The organism is uncultured Imperialibacter sp. (assembly GCF_963974565.1).
GTDB lineage: Bacteria > Bacteroidota > Bacteroidia > Cytophagales > Cyclobacteriaceae > Imperialibacter > Imperialibacter roseus.
Genome location: NZ_CAXBCJ010000008.1, coordinates 58,210 through 75,402, shown reverse-complemented (window position 1 = coordinate 75,402; position 17,193 = coordinate 58,210). Strand labels below are relative to the sequence as shown.

Annotated in this window: 12 protein-coding genes; 2 read left to right on the top strand and 10 right to left on the bottom strand. The window is 45.1% G+C overall.

What is annotated here, in order from left to right; translation table 11 throughout:
• Positions 1 to 16: 16 nt before the first annotated feature.
• From AAC052_RS12800 to AAC052_RS12770, 7 genes are all read right to left on the bottom strand, one after another.
• Positions 17 to 1,540, bottom strand: a complete 1,524-nt coding sequence (locus tag AAC052_RS12800; RefSeq protein WP_339813757.1) for a M20/M25/M40 family metallo-hydrolase — start codon at positions 1,538 to 1,540, stop codon at positions 17 to 19.
• Between the two features lie 68 nt (positions 1,541 to 1,608).
• Entirely contained in the window at positions 1,609 to 3,027 is a 1,419-nt protein-coding gene (locus AAC052_RS12795; protein WP_339813755.1) for a glycosyltransferase, read from the bottom strand.
• Positions 3,028 to 3,031: 4 nt separating this feature from the next.
• The gene (locus AAC052_RS12790) at positions 3,032 to 4,123 is read right to left on the bottom strand and encodes a HEAT repeat domain-containing protein (protein ID WP_317487822.1); all 1,092 of its coding nucleotides are present in this window, start codon (positions 4,121 to 4,123) and stop codon (positions 3,032 to 3,034) included.
• Between the two features lie 17 nt (positions 4,124 to 4,140).
• Positions 4,141 to 4,515 carry a response regulator transcription factor gene (locus tag AAC052_RS12785; RefSeq protein WP_339813753.1) on the bottom strand — a complete coding sequence of 125 codons (375 nt, stop codon included), beginning with the start codon at positions 4,513 to 4,515 and terminating at the stop codon, positions 4,141 to 4,143.
• A 120-nt stretch (positions 4,516 to 4,635) separates the two neighbouring features.
• Positions 4,636 to 6,552, bottom strand: coding sequence for a PAS domain-containing protein (locus AAC052_RS12780; RefSeq protein ID WP_339813751.1), 1,917 nt, complete (start codon positions 6,550 to 6,552; stop codon positions 4,636 to 4,638).
• A gap of 7 nt (positions 6,553 to 6,559) precedes the next feature.
• Positions 6,560 to 6,910, bottom strand: coding sequence for a response regulator (locus AAC052_RS12775; protein WP_339813749.1), 351 nt, complete (start codon positions 6,908 to 6,910; stop codon positions 6,560 to 6,562).
• Positions 6,903 to 9,854, bottom strand: coding sequence for an ATP-binding protein (locus AAC052_RS12770; RefSeq protein ID WP_339813747.1), 2,952 nt, complete (start codon positions 9,852 to 9,854; stop codon positions 6,903 to 6,905). The genes AAC052_RS12775 and AAC052_RS12770 overlap by 8 nt, the downstream gene beginning before the upstream one ends.
• A 104-nt stretch (positions 9,855 to 9,958) precedes the next feature.
• Between AAC052_RS12770 and AAC052_RS12765 the strand changes: the two genes are divergently transcribed.
• Positions 9,959 to 10,459: a metallophosphoesterase family protein gene (locus tag AAC052_RS12765; protein ID WP_317487817.1), complete on the top strand. Its 501-nt coding sequence runs from the start codon at positions 9,959 to 9,961 to the stop codon at positions 10,457 to 10,459.
• Here AAC052_RS12765 and AAC052_RS12760 read toward each other — a convergent pair.
• The 3 genes from AAC052_RS12760 to AAC052_RS12750 form a co-directional block, all read right to left on the bottom strand.
• Positions 10,456 to 12,306, bottom strand: a complete 1,851-nt coding sequence (locus AAC052_RS12760) for a hypothetical protein (protein WP_339813745.1) — start codon at positions 12,304 to 12,306, stop codon at positions 10,456 to 10,458. The genes AAC052_RS12765 and AAC052_RS12760 overlap by 4 nt on opposite strands.
• 374 nt (positions 12,307 to 12,680) lie before the next feature.
• Positions 12,681 to 13,127 carry an Rrf2 family transcriptional regulator gene (locus AAC052_RS12755; RefSeq protein WP_151999772.1) on the bottom strand — a complete coding sequence of 149 codons (447 nt, stop codon included), beginning with the start codon at positions 13,125 to 13,127 and terminating at the stop codon, positions 12,681 to 12,683.
• Between the two features lie 52 nt (positions 13,128 to 13,179).
• Positions 13,180 to 15,012 carry a hypothetical protein gene (locus AAC052_RS12750; protein WP_339813744.1) on the bottom strand — a complete coding sequence of 611 codons (1,833 nt, stop codon included), beginning with the start codon at positions 15,010 to 15,012 and terminating at the stop codon, positions 13,180 to 13,182.
• Between the two features lie 184 nt (positions 15,013 to 15,196).
• Between AAC052_RS12750 and AAC052_RS12745 the strand changes: the two genes are divergently transcribed.
• Positions 15,197 to 17,137, top strand: coding sequence for a pyridoxal-dependent decarboxylase (locus AAC052_RS12745; RefSeq protein WP_339813743.1), 1,941 nt, complete (start codon positions 15,197 to 15,199; stop codon positions 17,135 to 17,137).
• The last annotated feature ends 56 nt before the right edge of the window (positions 17,138 to 17,193 follow it).

The following is a 17,193-nucleotide window of genomic DNA, read 5'->3' as shown; positions in this document are numbered from 1 at the left end:
TCTTTTTATGAGGGCACTAAAGCTTCTCCGTCATAATAGCAGTAAATGTCTTTATCGCATCGACATAGTTCCCCAGCCTGATGTTTTCGTTGGGACTATGCTGATTGTTGTCGGGGTTAACCGTTGGCACCAGCACTGCCGGAATTCCAAGTGTAGTAACAAAAGGCGAGATAGGGATTGAGCCACCACCTGTTCGAATCATAATGGGTTCAGTACCAAATGCCTTTGTCATGGCTTTCACCAGCCATTGCCCCACTTCTGTGTCATAGTCGGTGCGAAAAGCTTTGTAACTTACTTCGTAGTCAAATGAAACTATTTTCGACTTCGACATTCTTTCTTCTTCAGTCGGCTCACGGTTGTCAATTACGTAGTAGCCCTGGCTTTTGATGTGCTCTTTTATCAGCCCAATCAACCTTTCCGGGTCGCTTTCCATGACCAGCCTCACGTCGATTTCGCCCGTAGCGGTTGGCGGCACAATGGTGCGCACTTCTTTTCCTACCCAGCCAGACGACATGCCTCTGATGTTCAGGGAAGGGTATTGTATTGACTCCTGGTAGTTTGTGCCTACTTTGTCGATGTCGGCAATCCCAATTTTCTTTTTGATAAATTCCTCATCGTCAGGCACGCTGGCCATAATGGCTTTGGTTTTTTCATCAAAGGTTATCCCGTCGTAAAAACCAGGAATAACGACCCTGCCGTCTTTGTCCTTCATGCTGCCAAGCAACTGAGCCATGTTGAGTGCTGGGTTAGGGGCGTAGTTGCCATAGTGACCGCTGTGCTGGGCTACCCTCGGGCCAAATGTATGGAGCGTGATGGTGGCAATGCCTCTGGCTCCAAAGGTCAGCGTAGGCTCGTTGCTCACATGTCTGGGCCCGTCGAATATGATGAGCATGTCGGATTTCAGGTCTTCCTTGTAGGCAACCACTGCGCCCGGCAATCTTGGTGAGCCTAGCTCTTCCTCAAAGTCCATGATCACCTTGATGTTGAAGTTAGGCTCCATTTTCAGCTTTTCCATCACATCAAGAGAGGTGAGGTACGCCATGGCCGCTCCTTTGGAGTCACTGGTGGAGCGGGCAAAAATTCGCCATTCGGGATCAAACGAACCGCTGAGGTTGCTCCAATCGATTTCCGTAAAACCACCTTTGCCATCCGGCTTCTTTAATGCAGGAATCCAGGGGCTTTTTTGGAACCATTTCGTAGAATCTACAGGCTGTCCATCCAACTGCAGATAGATGAGAACTGTTTTGGAGGCTTTTTTCGCCTTTCTTTCTGCAAGCAGTAGGGGAACGGTTGACGTCTCCAGCCTTTTGGTAGCAAATCCTCTTTTTGCAAAGGCTTTTTCGCACCATTGAATGTTTTTTTCAATATCGGTAGGGTAGTGTGCGTCATTTGGAAGGCTCAAAAGCTCATAAAAAGTGTTGAGGCTTTGCTTGCCATGCTCCATTGCCAATTGGTTCAGCTTCTCTTGTGTCACCTTCTGCGCAATGGTATTGAAAGGGAGGGCTAGCAGACCTGCAAATATGAGAAGTAATTGTTTCATCGTTATTTTTTTTCCACTGTGCATTATTGTGAATTTTAGAGGAGGGCTAAAAGGAGCCTGCCTCGTTGTCATTTTGCCTCTGCTTTCTTTAAGAACCCGGTTCTCGACATTTCGCCCCAGCTTTTCCTCCCCCTCCACTTATCAAACGTTCCCCGAATTGCCCAATACATCACCGAGGGGTGAAAAAGCACTGGCTCAAGGCAAGCGGTGGCCAGCATTTTATAAAAATCCCTTTGACGAGTGTAGCGATAGAAAGAAACTTCTTCAAATAAGAGTGTAAGAACGGAAATGAATATCGAAAACAAGTATACAAACAACAGTAGTGTCAACGTATAGCCCCAGTTAACAAATCCAGCAATAGTCAGGTACACAAAAAAGAGCAAACCTGAGAGCTCAATCCAGGGTGCCAAAAGCTCAAACATAAACCAATAGGGGTAGCTGAGAACTCCCAGCAAACCATATTTAGGGTTCATGCAAATTTTTCTATGGCGGCTGAGTGTTTCAATAGTGCCCCTCATCCATCTGTTTCGCTGACGACCCAATATTTTCCTGTCCGACGGAGCCTCTGTCCAGCAAAGCGGGTCAGGCACGTATATCACTTTTGCCTTTCTGCCCATCTCGATTAATTTTCTCCTGATCCGAACCACTAGCTCCATGTCTTCACCCACAGTGGACTTGTCGTATCCACCTACCGTCAACACTACTTCACGTTTGAAAAGACCAAAAGCACCGGAAATGAGCATCAGGCCGTTTAGTCGGCTCCAGGCCATTCTGCCTAATAAAAAAGAACGCATGTACTCAAGTACCTGGAACCGGGCCAGGAGGCTTTCCGGTAAATTAACTTTTATCAACCGACCTTCTTCTACAATGCAGGAGTTGGCAATACGAACAACACCGCCAATTGCTACCGTATTTTCCCTGTCTTCAAGGTAAGGTTTTACCATTTTTAACAGGGCGTCTGGTTGGATAATGCAGTCGACATCTATGCAGGCTACCAGTTCTTTGTTACTGATGTTTATCCCAGCATTCAATGCGTCAGCCTTGCCACCGTTGACTTTATCAACCACAATAAGCTTTCTATAGGCCCTGTTTTTTGATTTATAAATTGCCCTTATGTCATTGCAAGGCAGGGTGCGATCGATAAGGAAGTCTACTTTTTTTAAATCAAATGCCTGCTGCATCTTTTCAAGAGAGTCGTCTTTACTCCCGTCGTTGACGATAATGATGTCGTAGTTATTGTATTCGATTGACATAAGAGATTTCACATTCTCGATTATAGTCAATCCTTCATTGTAGGCAGGAGCAACGAGCGATATGGAGGGGGCCAAAGGCGACGAAAGAATCATTTTGTAATCAGCAAATGAGTTTTTCGTCATGTACCTGCGCATTTCAAAGTAAGAAATGAGAGCCAAAATCAAATAGGAAGAAAAGATGGCCACAGCATATACCAGAAATAAAAACTGCAAACCGTATATAATCTTGATCATTGATTTAGCTGTTGTTCAATGGTTCTCTGATGTGAGCAAGTGCGGTAGCCAAATGAATGTGAGATTGCAGATCATACGAGTTGCTGATCAGCTCTTCGGCATTGCCAGAAATTTCTTCAATGGCCATAACTGTCGCCAGCAACGTGTCGGAATGGTCTGTCTCAAGAAGGGTGAGCAAACCTTCCACCTCATCGGGTCCACCTACTTTTGCCAGTGCATTGATAGACAGAATTTTTAAGTCTTGCCGGTCAGTGTTCACCAGGAATTTATAGACGCCTGGAGCATCCCTGTCGTCTCCCATTTCTGTAACGGCTCTTAAAACCGCCGCCTGAACCTGATATTCGTCACTGAAAAGATGAATCCTTATGTTGTCCATGTGTGCAACAAGCCTAAAAAACACACACATGTCAATAATAAACGCTCGTACTTCCCAGTTTGGATTGCGTAGCCAGTAGTCATATTGCACACGGTGAGCAAGGCCTGTCCTTAGCAAGGTATGATGCAAACTTAATATGTGCCAGCCGGAAAGATCCTTCCAGCTTGTTTTTAAAAAGAACAGCGGACTTCCTGCACTCAAATTTAGCAAGGCCACCTGGGTTTCCTGCCTCACAATTTGACTGCTATGGCCAAGGTGCTGGAGGACATGATGATATCCGGATTTGTACTCAAATTGACTCAGTTCATGTATTCCCCTAACAACCGAGGTTATTCTCCGGCTATTGGCTTTCTTTATGCTCAACTCATGAAGTCCGAGAAGCTCATACAAATCCTCCAATACCTCATCAAACTCTCCATAGAGGTTTTTCCTTAAAGAGATCAAGTGCCTTATAAAGACCCCCTTAAGAAAGCTATTTTCAAGTTTGGCTTTAATTTCATTTAGTTGATAGTGGTGAACACTTTTCCATTTAACTCCTTCATTCTCAGTGGAAGATATCAAATAGTTGTTAAGGTCCTTCTCTATTACTTTGAGTAGACTTTTCTCACTTTCATATCGGTATTTTTTTCTGACCTTTAGCACAATAATCAGGATTACCACTCCAATAGCAGCCGTCGCCATTAACGTATTAAGGAAGTATATGAGCTCTATTGGAATCAAGGCTTTCTGTGATGAAACTATTGATGCCCAAGCAATTTTTTCACCCTTATGACAAGCTCTTGCGGGCTGAAGGGCTTTGTAAGAAAATCGTTGATGCCCAAATTAAAACTTTGAAGCACAGTATTTTCCACTCCTTCTGATGACAGTATGATGATGGGTGTTTGCCTTTTCAGTTCCTCTCTTATATACGTCGTCAGCTCCAGCCCTGAGGCATAGGGCATATGGATATCCGTGATGACTAAGTCATACTCATTGTCTCGTATCATCTCTTTTGCCTTCTTGCCGTCTGCAGCCAACTCACAATTCCGATAGCCTGCTCTGGAGAGTTTAAATCGTATCAGAGAGCTCAGTGCCTCATCATCCTCGCAAATCAATACTTTTACAATTTCCATAGTATGCAGAAAAATTATTCTGTAATAAACACTGCAAAGGTACTGCAATATAGCTTTGTGACATACCCGCATGTGTAAGCAAACGCAAAACTTACCTTCAAATAAAACTATTCTGACTTACTATTTGATGTTACGCCAGTCATCGGAGTTGGAGTTTTTTGTCGAAAGCGTAAAGTCCTCAATCACTTTCACCGTCGTTCGTAGTGACATTTGAAGCCTGTTTACGTTGCTGGCCAGCTTTTCCTCATTCTCCCCACCGATAGTTTCAATCTCTTTGAGTAAACTTACCAAAGGATTCAGAAGTTGTTCGGAAAGAGTAGAAAAAAAGTTCTGTAGCTCCTGGTGTTGCCTTTTAAAGGAGGCAGCCCCCTTAAGTGATTCTTCACTGCGCTTTCTGTCGGTAATGTCCACGCTAACCCCAAGTAGGCCAGTGATAATGCCTTCTGTGTTTTTTACCGGTATTTTTGATGTCAGAAACCAACGTGTTTCTCCGGAGTTTAGTGTCATGGAGGTCTCTACACCCAATATAGGTTCTCCCGTCGAAAATACTTGTAAGTCTTCCGCTTTAGATAAGTCAGCAGAGGCTTTCGGGAACAACTCATGATCTGTTTTGCCAATAACCAGCGCCTTATCGTTGAGGCCCATAAGCGACAACTCGGCTTTGTTAATGAGGATCTTTCGAGATTCAATATCCTTAGCGTAAATATTTACAGGGATGTTGTCAATGAGTGTTTGCAGAAATTCTCGCCCTTCCGTTGCCTCTATTTCTACCCGTTTTCTTTTGTCAATGTCTTGAAAAGTACCGTTTAGCCTCACGCACTTTCCATTTTCAAAAATTGGTTTACCTATTGCCCTCACCCATTTTTCTTTGCCAGCTGAGGTAATTATTCTTAGTTCCAGGTCCCATGGTAAGCCTAGTGAAATGGCATCATTGACTGTTTTGGCCATGGCGTTTCGGTCTTCACCTTCTTTGTAAAACTTAATAGCGGTTGACAGGTCGGGCTGGTAGTCCTCAGGCACTTCGTGGATACGCTTTGTTGTGGTGCTCCAGGCAACTCTATTGGTTGCCAGATCAACCTCCCATCCACCAATCATGGCCACCCGGTTAATATCGTTAAGGCGATCCAACGTAGTTTTCATTGATTTTGTTTGCTCAGCCACTTTTGACTCCAGCGCCTCGTTATACGACTGCAACTGATTTTCTGTATATCGCCTTATGTCATGAGACAAATTGAGGCGCTTAGCAATGAGACCGACATAAATCAAGCTAAAGAACAACGAAATAACGCCAATTAGTACTGTTGATGTCTTGGCAGTTATGAATTGATGAGATTCAAGCGTAGTCAGCAAATAGCCTGCAATCAGAACTGTTCCCGTCATCAGTACAAACATTCTTCTGGACAGTATATTTCCTGGCTTTTTTCCTGTCAAAATATCAGCTAAGCCAAATTGTGAGAGGCTTGAAAGGCAAATGGAAGTAGCTAAAAATAATATGGCTGTGTGCAATGCCATTGATGAAATAAAGATCAACCTGTCGTTTGGCGACAGCCCAAACGCCACTCCCAAAATGGACAGGAGTGCCATAAATGAAACAAGGTGGAGGCCGTATTGCTTTAGCCGCAAATACCATCTGCGGGTTGTTAAATTGGTAAGCGCAAAAGCCGTTAATAAAAATGCAGTGGAACTTCCTGTGGACATCCTTCCGGGATACTTCACACTCCGCCGGTCGGTTACAAATAGCTGGTCTATTCCCAGGCTAACGCCAAAAATATATTCAGCTAATGTTACCAGGGTAAGGATGCTAAGCAGAATAGTTAAAACGACCACTGCCCATTTTTGCTCGGAGGCCTTAGCTATAAGTGCCAGCCCCAGCAGAGAAAAGCCCAGAGCTGTATTAAACTTCATACTCGCTCCCGCTACCCCCAGATCTTTTAAGTAGGATAGATCGAGCATCCATCCTATCATTACTATCAAGGCAATGGTGAGCGACACCATGCCGCACACTCTAAGAGATTTTTTCTTTTCTAATGATAACATCAATATGCTAAATAACTTTGTTGAGCGCTGTTTGAAGCCTGCTAATGTCTGGCAGTGGCTTTTTTAAATAATCATAAATCTTAAATGAAAATGCCTCTTCCATATAGTTAGCGTTGCTCGAAACTACAATGGTCTTGGGCTGATATTCAAGAACGGCTAGTACATCAAGTCCGTTGAGGGAATCAATTTCCATATCCAAAAAAAGAATATCGGGCTTTAGCCTCGTGATCCCTACTGCTGCTTCTACTGTACTGTAGTATACTCCTAAGCACTTCAAATATGGAAAGCTATCCAATCTTTTTTTGAGTAGGGTAACAAACGCCCTGTCGTCGTCCACAATTACATATGTTTTAGTCATTTGCTATCGTACTTTTGATGTCTTCTATAACTGTGGTGGCCTCCTTCACAATAGCCTCCACAAGCAATTTTTGTGAGAAAAATGTTTCTTTGTGCGACTTAAGCTCGTCAATTTTCGACTCCAGATTTGTTAGCTCAAACAGCATATTTAAAGACTTTATTTTATGTGTGATTCGATGCAAGAGCTCAAGGTTTTTCTCCTTAACGGATTTCTGCAAGTCGGCAACAAACTCGGTGTAGTTTTGCACGCTGTTGTTGGAAAACTCCATTACAAATTCCTTGTCGCCTTCTCCTAACTCATAGATTTTACTCTTTAGAGAAGAATCAGCCACTGTCACTTCCTTTTTTACTCGCCCGGCATATTTCTCAATAATGGCATAAAGATCTGCTGGTTTAAATGGTTTGCTGAGATAGTCAGTCATACCAACGGCAAATGTTTTTTCCCGAATATTGGAGAATGCGTCAGCCGTTAACGCAACGATGGGGATGTTTTGGAAATACTCGTCGGTGCTGCCCCGTATTTTGATGGTCGCCGTAAACCCATCCATTACCGGCATTTGGAGATCCATCAGCACCAAATCATATGTCTTTTTTTGCAAGGCATCAAAAGCTTCTAATCCATTGGATGCAATGTCAAAAGTAATGTCCACATACTTGAGAAACTTCTTCATGATGATTTGATTGGCTGTGTTATCTTCCGCTACCAGCACATGTACGTCTTTGCCATTGAAGTCTTTGCTTTTTTGTACCGCTCCCTTTGTCAGCTCCACTTCGAGAGTGGTTTCCTCAAGTTCGATATCGAAAAAGAAGGTTGAACCCTCTCCAGGTTTACTTTGCAACTGAATTTCGGAACCCATCATCTCCAAAATTTTCCTTGTGATGTACAAGCCAAGACCTGTTCCTCCATATTTTCTGGTAGTTCCACCTTCAGCCTGACTAAATGCTTCAAAAATACCCTTTTGCTGTTCTTCGGACATGCCAATTCCTGTGTCGGTTATTGACACCCGCATTTTGCAAAAGTTATCCCTTCGGCTTAATAATTTAGCCGAAATGGTCACGTTGCCATTTTCGGTAAATTTAATAGCGTTGCCAGCTAAATTGTACAGAACTTGTGTGACCCTCGTGTCATCACCTATAAACGCATGGGGAAGGTTTTTATCGTAGTCTACCTCTACCGTGACCAGGTTTTCCTTTGCCCGAAAAACCAATGAGCTTTTAATCGCATTCACCAAATAGAAAAAATCAAATGGCGCATAGTCAAGTACCAATTTTCCCGCCTCTATTTTAGATATATCGAGGATGTCGTTGATGAGGCTTAGCAGACTTTCGCCAGAAAATTTCAGCAGGTTGAGGTGCTCCTTTTGATCGAACCTTGGGTTTTCCAGCAAAAGGATTTGGGTAATGCCATTGATGGCGTTCAGAGGAGTGCGTATTTCATGGCTCATGGTGGCCAAAAACTGCTCCTTGGCCTTGGAAGCTTCTTCGGCGACCTCTTTTGCTTTTTGCAACTCTTCCTTCTTGAGTCTGTTGTTGGTAACGTCTTCTGTGAACATGAGGATACCTCCAACAGTATCCTGGTCGATGTACCATGGCCTCACCTCCCATTTTAGCCATTGGATCGTGCCGTCTGCTCGTTCAAATGGATCTTCGTCTCTCATTTCAACAGCACCATTCAGGCATTTTCTGTGGATATCTTTCCAGCTGTCATTTATTTCAGGAAAAATATCGTAGTGGCTTTTCCCGATAATGACCTGATCTTGAATGTTGTATTCTTCGACCCATTTTTGGCTTGCCGCTATGTACCGCAGGTCTTTGTTGAACATTGCAATCGACGCAGGAGCCCTTTCGATAAAGGCCTTGAGCTGCATTTCAAGCACTTTGCGGTCATGGATGTCAACAATGCCGGCAATGAGTAAGGAAATTTTCCCATTCTCAGAGCGTTGCGTATTGCCGGTGGCCTCTACCCATTTGTAATCCCCGCTCTTCATCTTCACTCTCACCTCTATGGTTGAGGGAAGGCCAGTTTTTATGGATGAATCCGTGGAGTCCATAAGTATGGGAACATCAGCCGGATGCACCAGGCTAAGAAATGTCTCCGACGTAGGTCTTATCTCGTCTTTTTTGTACCCTAGCAGGGTGTAGAGTGCTTCCGACCACCTCTCTGCGCCGTCAGAAACACTTTTTTCCCAAATACCAACCTTAATTGACCGTGTTAGAAACTCAAGCTTATCGGCTTTTAACTTTTCCTGGCTAACTGATTTTTCTAAATCTTCTCTCGTTTGTTCAAGCCTTACAGAATAGTGCTTGATGGCATTTAGTGTGACCAGTAGCACCGTAATTGCTGAAAGTAATACTGAAATAGCGATTGAATAATTGACCAGTGTGGTGCTACTATCTATCTCATCCAATACTTCGGAGGAGAGGCGCTCATACTCATTGGTGATTTCATCCATCAAGGGTAGAAAGGCCGATTCGTATGCCAGAAGACTTTCTGCATTTTGTTTCGACACCGGGCTTGAATGAGCAATAGATTTGGCCGTGCTGGTCAGGCCCTGAAAAGAAATTTCAAGCTTGTCAAAAAGAGAATCTAGCCTTGTGCGTTGCTCTTTATTTTCATGGAAGGCAAAATTGTCTCCTTTCAGTGAGCGATGAGCCTCTGCAAAAATAAGGGAAAGGGAATCGATTGTTTTCTTTCGGTCGATGGAAAGGCTATCGGAATAATAAATCAGCAGCCCTGTTTTGCTGATATTTTGGCTCAACATTCGCTGTCTGCCAGCTACATTAATTACCTTGCCGAGGTCGGCATTCATGGCAATGAACCTGTCGAGCCTGGCGTTGAGGAATAGCGCCACGCCAATCACTACTGAGACCGCCACAATGAAAAGAATAATCAGATTAGCTCTGATTTGACTGTAGTCTATTCTATGCTGACTATCAATGTTCATTTTTCTATTTGGTGTAGTATTCTGGGTAGCGAAACGAATATCGTAAACCTACCAAATATTCTTTCTAAACTTGTTTATTTGTCTGAATTCGTATTGAATATATAATGACAAAAATAGGACTGATCTCAGACACGCACGGTTATCTGGACGAAAGAGTGTTTGAATATTTTGCGGGGTGTGATGAAATTTGGCATGCTGGCGACATTGGCGACCAGGAGGTCATGAATAAGCTGGAGGCCTTCAAGCCGGTCGTAGCCGTATATGGTAATATCGACGGCGCTGACCTGAGACATTCATATCCGGAAGACCAGGTATTCGAACGGGAAGAAAAAACGATCTGGATCACGCATATAGGCGGCTACCCCCCCAGGTACAACCGAAGGGTAATAAAGCAACTGGATACGATCAAACCTTATCTTTTTATCTGCGGGCACTCTCATATAGTGAAAGTCCTTACCGACAAAGCAAGGCTTCCTCTGATCCACATCAACCCGGGTGCAGCTGGCATGCAGGGCTTTCACAAAATGCGCACCATCATGCGGTTTGATCTTACGCCAGAGGGGGTTAAGAACCTGCAGTTGATTGAGCTGGGGAAGAGGGGCTAAACGATAGCGCAGGCACCGCCGGCGCACGCTGCCTCCGCTTGCAGGTCGGTCTCATCTTCCCCCTCCACTACCTTTGAGAGGTCAATGCTGCGTAAGCTTATTTCCAGTTCATTGAATTTCTCCTCAGTAATATCTTCAAATGGAGGTTGCTGATAATTTCCACTGTCAAACGGCAGCACACTCAAACCATTATAGGATGCTTTGTTCTCCCACATCCATTGTCCGACTTTTTTCCATTCGTCTTTTTTGATGGACACTGTTGCCGATACGTTGTTAGCATTGTTGCCAAGACGATATCCATTCCTCACCCACTCAGTATTAAAGATTTTTATTCTTTCCAGTAAATCCATGGCACTTTCGCTTCGTGTAATGCTCCCTTTAGGTGCCTTCTGGGGGATACAGATAATGCCCTGTTTCTCGTTGAGTAAGTCGTCTTCCAGCAGCTCAGGGTGGTTGTCCTTCAAGTATTGGTACAATGCTTCATTCTTACCTATTCTTACCCTTCTCAGGTAGAAATCGTTGTGCCAGGCGTGGATGCCAGAAGAGGTGCCCAATACAAGTGAACTGGTGCCGGAGGGTTTTATTGTAGTGCACCTGGCAGCAAAGTTTATCCCAATTTTCGCCGATACCTCCATGTTGACATGCTTCACTTCATCAGCCGCTTCCTTCAAATCCATTTGGAAAACTCTCCCACTGGCTATTCCCGTCATTCCTACGCCGATAAGAGCATCCTCCTCCGTTGTTTTAATCCATTCTTCCCTCAGGTAATGGAAATCGGTAAATCCGGCCTGAAGTGTGCCCAGAAAACCAGCCGCTCTGGCCCTTGCGTTCAAGTCTTCCTGCGTTTCTACATCCGAAACGTTAATTTCGCAGAGGTTACAGAACTGGAAAGGCCGCAAAGCAATTTCGCAGCAAGGGTTGGTTCCCCACTCTGGGTGATTAGTGAAATAGAAACCAGGTTCTCCAGAGCCCGACAGCTCTATTTTCTTCCAAAGCTTAATAAAAGACTCTTTGGTAGTGCCGTCTCTGGTGAGCACCACGGAGTTGTTGGCCCGGCCTCTTTGCTCATTAAGCTCCCACCAGTTGCCAAACTTGCAGCTCAGCATTTCATCATCTTGCGGCGAAAAAAGAGATATCATAGCTGACCTGCGAATGCCACCCGAAAGCACTGCATTGGCAATATGACACATGATGTCGTGGCACTCCAGTGAGGACAGCTTTTCACCGTTCTGCTTTCTTTCAAGAACGGAGATGACATGAGCATGGCAAACTCTTAGAGGTTCAGGGCCTGGCGCTTTGCCGCCGGCGGTAACCAGCCTCGCTCCCTTGGGCCGTATATCCGAGTAATCGAAGTCAGGCAGAGTGCTGTGAAATCCAAAATAGGCTTTCATAATCATTTTGATGGAATCGGCCCAGCCCTCCAGGCTGTCGCCGACCAAAAATCTTCTTCTCCGCTCGGGCTTTTGAACAGCAGGCAATTGACTGACGTGGTGCAACTGAACGGAAAACCCAACGCCAGTTCCGCCCAGTAGTAGAAACATGGCCTCAGAAAACGCCCTGATATCGTCTACTGGCAAGTAGGCACAGTTGTAAATACGACTGTTGTTTTTAATAATAGGAGGACCTGCAAACTGCATGGCCCGCATGGAGGGAAGTACTTTTTTTTGTAGTACAAACGCCATGTTTTCCCGAATCTCCTCTCGCATATGAGGGTATTTGTCCACCATCATTTCTTCATAGCGACCGCAGATTTCCGGCCATAGTTCCCTGCGATTGAGCTCCGGAATGTACCGTGCATACTTCATGTGTACGATAATGTCACTAAGAATTTCCTGGTTTAGTTCCATGTCTTTCTTTGTTCTGGGTAGATAATATTGGTCAACTGCCGCCCATACCTGCAAAGGCTGAGTTGCAGCGTCATTCTGAAATGCACAAAGGCCTTCCAACTGACTAGCCTCTGAGGATTTCGTCTGCTCAACAAATATATTAATAAAAGATTAAAAAGTCTTTTATTAAATTACCTTTTGCTTGAGCTTATTTCGTGTAGATGAAAGGTGAGTGTAGGAGCCTGAAAAAGTTAGCCTTTGGGGTCTTGAGCCAGTTCTTTTCAAAAAGCGCATCTGGTTCCAATAGATTCGCCTTTGTAAGCAGAAGAGATTGTTTCAGGAGAGGGGTAAAATAGTTGCAAATGCTTCGAGGTGCACCGCTGCGCAAATCTTCTCTAGCTGTTAATGCTATGGTTTTTAAGAAACACTTTGCCTTGCTCTATTTTTTTCACAAGATCCTGAACGTGCTGGTTTTGCATGCTTTCCTTCAATTTATCCCGGAAGGCTTTTACATCGTGATGAATAGGGCATGGGAATTTGTCCGAGCAGTCCTTCAGCCCAAGCACGCAGAGGCTGAACACCTCCTTGCCATCAATTACCCTCACTATGTCCATCAGTGGCACAGGCTTGCCTTCGGGGTGAAGATAAAACCCGCCGTTCGGGCCTTTATTGGAAGATATGATACCTTCCCTGACCAGCTGTTGCAAGATTTTACCAACAAACGGATCCGGGGCGTCAATTTCCCTGGCGATTTCTTTGAAGCCCGGTTTCAGCCCTTTAGCGCTTTTGATGGCAATGTACATGACCGCTCTTACGGCATATTCGCAGGCTTTTGAAAACATGTCCGTAAGTTATGTCGCCCCCGAGTCTTCTGCAAGGGGCTCATGTGGTGCTTTATACTGCCTCAAGAGAATTTGTATGGCTAACGTAGTTTTCGTACAACGACCGAAGTTTGTGTTCTTCTTTTTCAAGCGAGTCTAGAAACCGATATTTCAGCTCTTCGATACCATGGGCGATGTCGACTACAATATGCCTGTAGTAGGCTATGCCGTCCAGCAAGTTGTCATGGAATGTTTTGAGGTATTTGTCCTTTTTAATAGCCAACTCGCCGCTATTGAATTCCATCGATTCTTTCAGGTGATCGATATAGAGCTGTAGTTCCCTGATAAACATATGGTGCCTTTGCGGGTTGGAGATCACATTGGCCCTGCCATAAATGTGATCGACCATAGCTTGAAGAGACAATGTTGCCGAAAAATTGACAATGTTTGGGCCCGGGCAAATAGTAACTGCCTCCAGTTTTTTGAATGGCTTGAGTTGGTAAGTGTGTACCGCTGAATTGCTCAATCCGATGCACAGACATTCTTTATCGAGCACATTGCTTAATTGCTGCTGGTATTGATCTTCCGGGAGCTCCATCCCCTGCAACTGTTTTACCTTTAATTTCTGGTATTTGTAGGAGGCAGTACAAATTGGCTCTTTGGTAAACTCGGTATTGGAAACGAGGTATTTTTCTGTGCAGGGACTGCCGGGCCGACCTTTTTTAATTCGATTAAGTTTTTCCTCATCCGAACTGGTTCCTTTCAGGTAATGAAAGCGCACACCGAGGGGGGAGTTTTTGCTTAGTTTGAGGTCATCTTGCCCTGCTTTAGCCAGCAACTGCAACGTCTTGTCGTCTACGGTGGTGGCCTCTGGTACAAGTAAAAATGGTGTGCCCCAGCCGGTGCTGTCCATTCCCATAAACCTTCTGAGAAACTGATCTTCCTCATAAGTGCCTATGCCTCCCTGCACTGTGATTTTTATTGGGTGAGCTTCATTATAGGTGCGGAGGCCTTTTTCCTGGAGTGCTCTGTTGTATATTTCAAATAGTTCGATACGCAATTCTGCTCTTTTGTTTTTGAACTCGTTCAGAATTGGCCCCAGCAGGAGGCCGTCAGTAGCAAAAGCATGTCCTCCGCAGTTAAGCCCCGACTCTATCCTGAACTCACTAACCCAGAGGCCCTTCTTGGCCAGGTACTTGCCCTGAATCAGGGCCGATCTGTAGTCGCTTACCTTAATAACTATTTTCTTTTCAAAATCGCCCCAACCCTTTGCGGCCAATTGATGCAGCTTTTCCATATAGTTGAACAGGCGGGGCTTCATACCCGCCGATAACACGACAGAGGAGTTGACCAGATCACTATTTACATACCCCCTGAGGGCGGTAAGGGCATCCGATCCATCTTCTATCGGCTTACCAAAGGCATCCGTGTTCACTTTGTCAACCTTAGTCATTATGTTCACATCGATACTTCCCGGCTGGATCTGACTTTTTAAGTACTTCTGGAGTTGCTCCTGTTCCTCCCGGTCCTGTAGTTCATTCATGAGCTGAAATAGCTGTTTGACCTTGTTGCCGTCAGGGAGCATTTCGAAGTACTTGACAATCTCTGACCCCGCCTCAAAAGTTGAATTTCGGAGGGTTTCTACCTGCTGGCACACAATTCGGTTCACAAGGTTGAGGTAGTCGGTGATACGCTTAGCCCTGTAATCTTCTTCATGAGTGGAAATCGGCAGATAGGGCTCGTTTATTTTCCCATAGTAATAGCTCCTCATTTTCTCGATCAGATTGTCCTCAATGATGGACATCACTGAGGATATACCAAACCGGGCCACTTTTATTGGCGAATCAATGGTGTAAGCCAATCCCATAACGGGGATATGAAAACTGTGCTGGGGTGAATTGTCCATGGGGAGATAGTATTTGAGTTATTTAGCAATGGTTCGGCAAATGTAAAACAATAAAAGATTAAAAAGTCTTTTATTTAGATTTATTAGAAATGATGGCAAAAGTGTTTATCGAACCTGACTAAAGTCATAGGGTGGGCGGTGGTGTATTTCTAGCTTTAGATAGTAAAAAGAAAAAACATAACTTATGTGGAAGGGAGAAGAAGAGCTACCAATGGGTGCCTGGTTTCTGGGGCCAAAGTCAGAGCAGGCGGGGGTATGGCAGGAAGTTATCAACTACATTTTTCAGGACTATGCCCACTGGAGAAAGAATTATTTTCCGGAAGACCCGCTTATTCTCGGCCGGGCGCAGCGACGCTCGCACGACGTTTGGTTTGATAAATTGAGCAACGAGCTCGACTTTGTCCTCAATCAGCTAAAAGCTGACTATCCCTTTTACTCTCCCCGCTACCTGGCGCATATGATATCGGAAACAAGTATGCCAGGGATCATGGGCTATTTTGCTGGTATGTTGTACAATCCCAACAATGTGTCAGATGAGGCAGCCCCGGTAACAGTAAAACTGGAAATAGAAGCCGGCAAAATGATTGCAGGCATGCTGGGCTACGATACAGACAAAAGCTGGTCTCATATTACTTCTGGCGGCACCATTGCCAATATGGAGGCGCTTTGGTTGGCCCGGCAAACGCAGTGGATTCCCGTGATGGTGGCTGAACTTTGCCGGGAGGAATCTATCGCATTCCAGGTGGGGTTACCCAATGGAGACTCGAAGGACATCAGGGAAGTGCCTGTTGCTACACTGCTCAACCTCACACTCGATGAACGGCTGAATATCCCGGAACGACTGGCAGCACAGTGTAAGTCAGACGACGCTCATCAATGGTTGGAGGATTCTTTTCAATCCAGCAGGTACAACGTTGGTAAAAAAGGGGTGGGGCTTTACCGGGATGTCGGGGTGGAACCAGTTATTCTGGTTTCGGAAGCTGCTCACTACAGTATCCGGAAAATTGCCAACCTGCTCGGCTTTGGCGACGACCAGGTGATTCCTATGCCTGTCGACAACAATTTCAGACTTTCGATTCCAAAACTTGAAGAGGCCATACTGGGCATGAGTGCTTCACAAACAATTGTGGCTGTGGTAGGCATTATGGGCACAACTGAGGAAGGAGCAGTCGATCCGCTGGTGGATATCGAAAAGACAAGGAAAAAGTACGAAAAGGAGAAATGTAAATCGTTCTGGCTTCATGCCGATGCAGCCTGGGGAGGCTACTTGCGAACCCTCTATGCAGACGACCCCGGGCAATCAGATGGTGCTGGGAAAGAGGCGTTTGAAAACAAGGATATAGAATTTATTCATTTGGCAGATTCGGTCACGATCGATCCTCATAAGCTGGGATACATCCCGTACCCCTCTGGTGTGATCAATTTTAAAGATAAGCGGAGCGTACTTTATGCAAGGCAAAAGGCGCCTTATATCCTCGACCAGACAAACGTCAATTTTTTCGATACCAGGGTATTGGATGAAGCCATTGGGCCCTATATCATTGAAGGATCTAAGCCCGGTGCGGCCGCCCTGGCGACCTGGTTAACGCACAGAACGATCCCGCTTCACCGACACGGCCATGGAAAAATCATCAGGCAGTCATTGGCAGGAGCCCAGCGACTCTACCAGTTAATTAACGCAGCTCAGTTTAAGAACACCAGGTTAACGATACGCACGTTGACCCAACCCGACACAAACGTTGTCTGCTATTTGGTGCTGCTGAATGGGGCATCATTAAAGGAAAATAATACCATAAATAGAGGAGTTTACGAAACCTTATCGTTGAGAACGGAGGACAAGCGCCACCTCATGCCTTACGATCATGCCTTTTTTGTTTCGAGAACTCAACTCAGGAGTGAGCAGTATTCCTGGGAGTCAGTCGGCGATATTCTGATCAGCTATGGTTTTACGAAAGAAGAGTATTTGCGGGAAGGACTTTTCATCTTACGTTCGGTCGTCATGAATCCCTGGCTTGAGCAGTCCAAGGCGGTTGATGCCGACTACCTCGATGACTTTGTGAAATTTCTCGTGCTTAAGGCGACCAAAATAGCCGAATCACTTATTGCGAGTCCGCTGGCAGTATAGCGCATAGTTAACGGAAGGGTAGCGACGGGCTTGCTTAACACAAAAAGCCCCGCTTT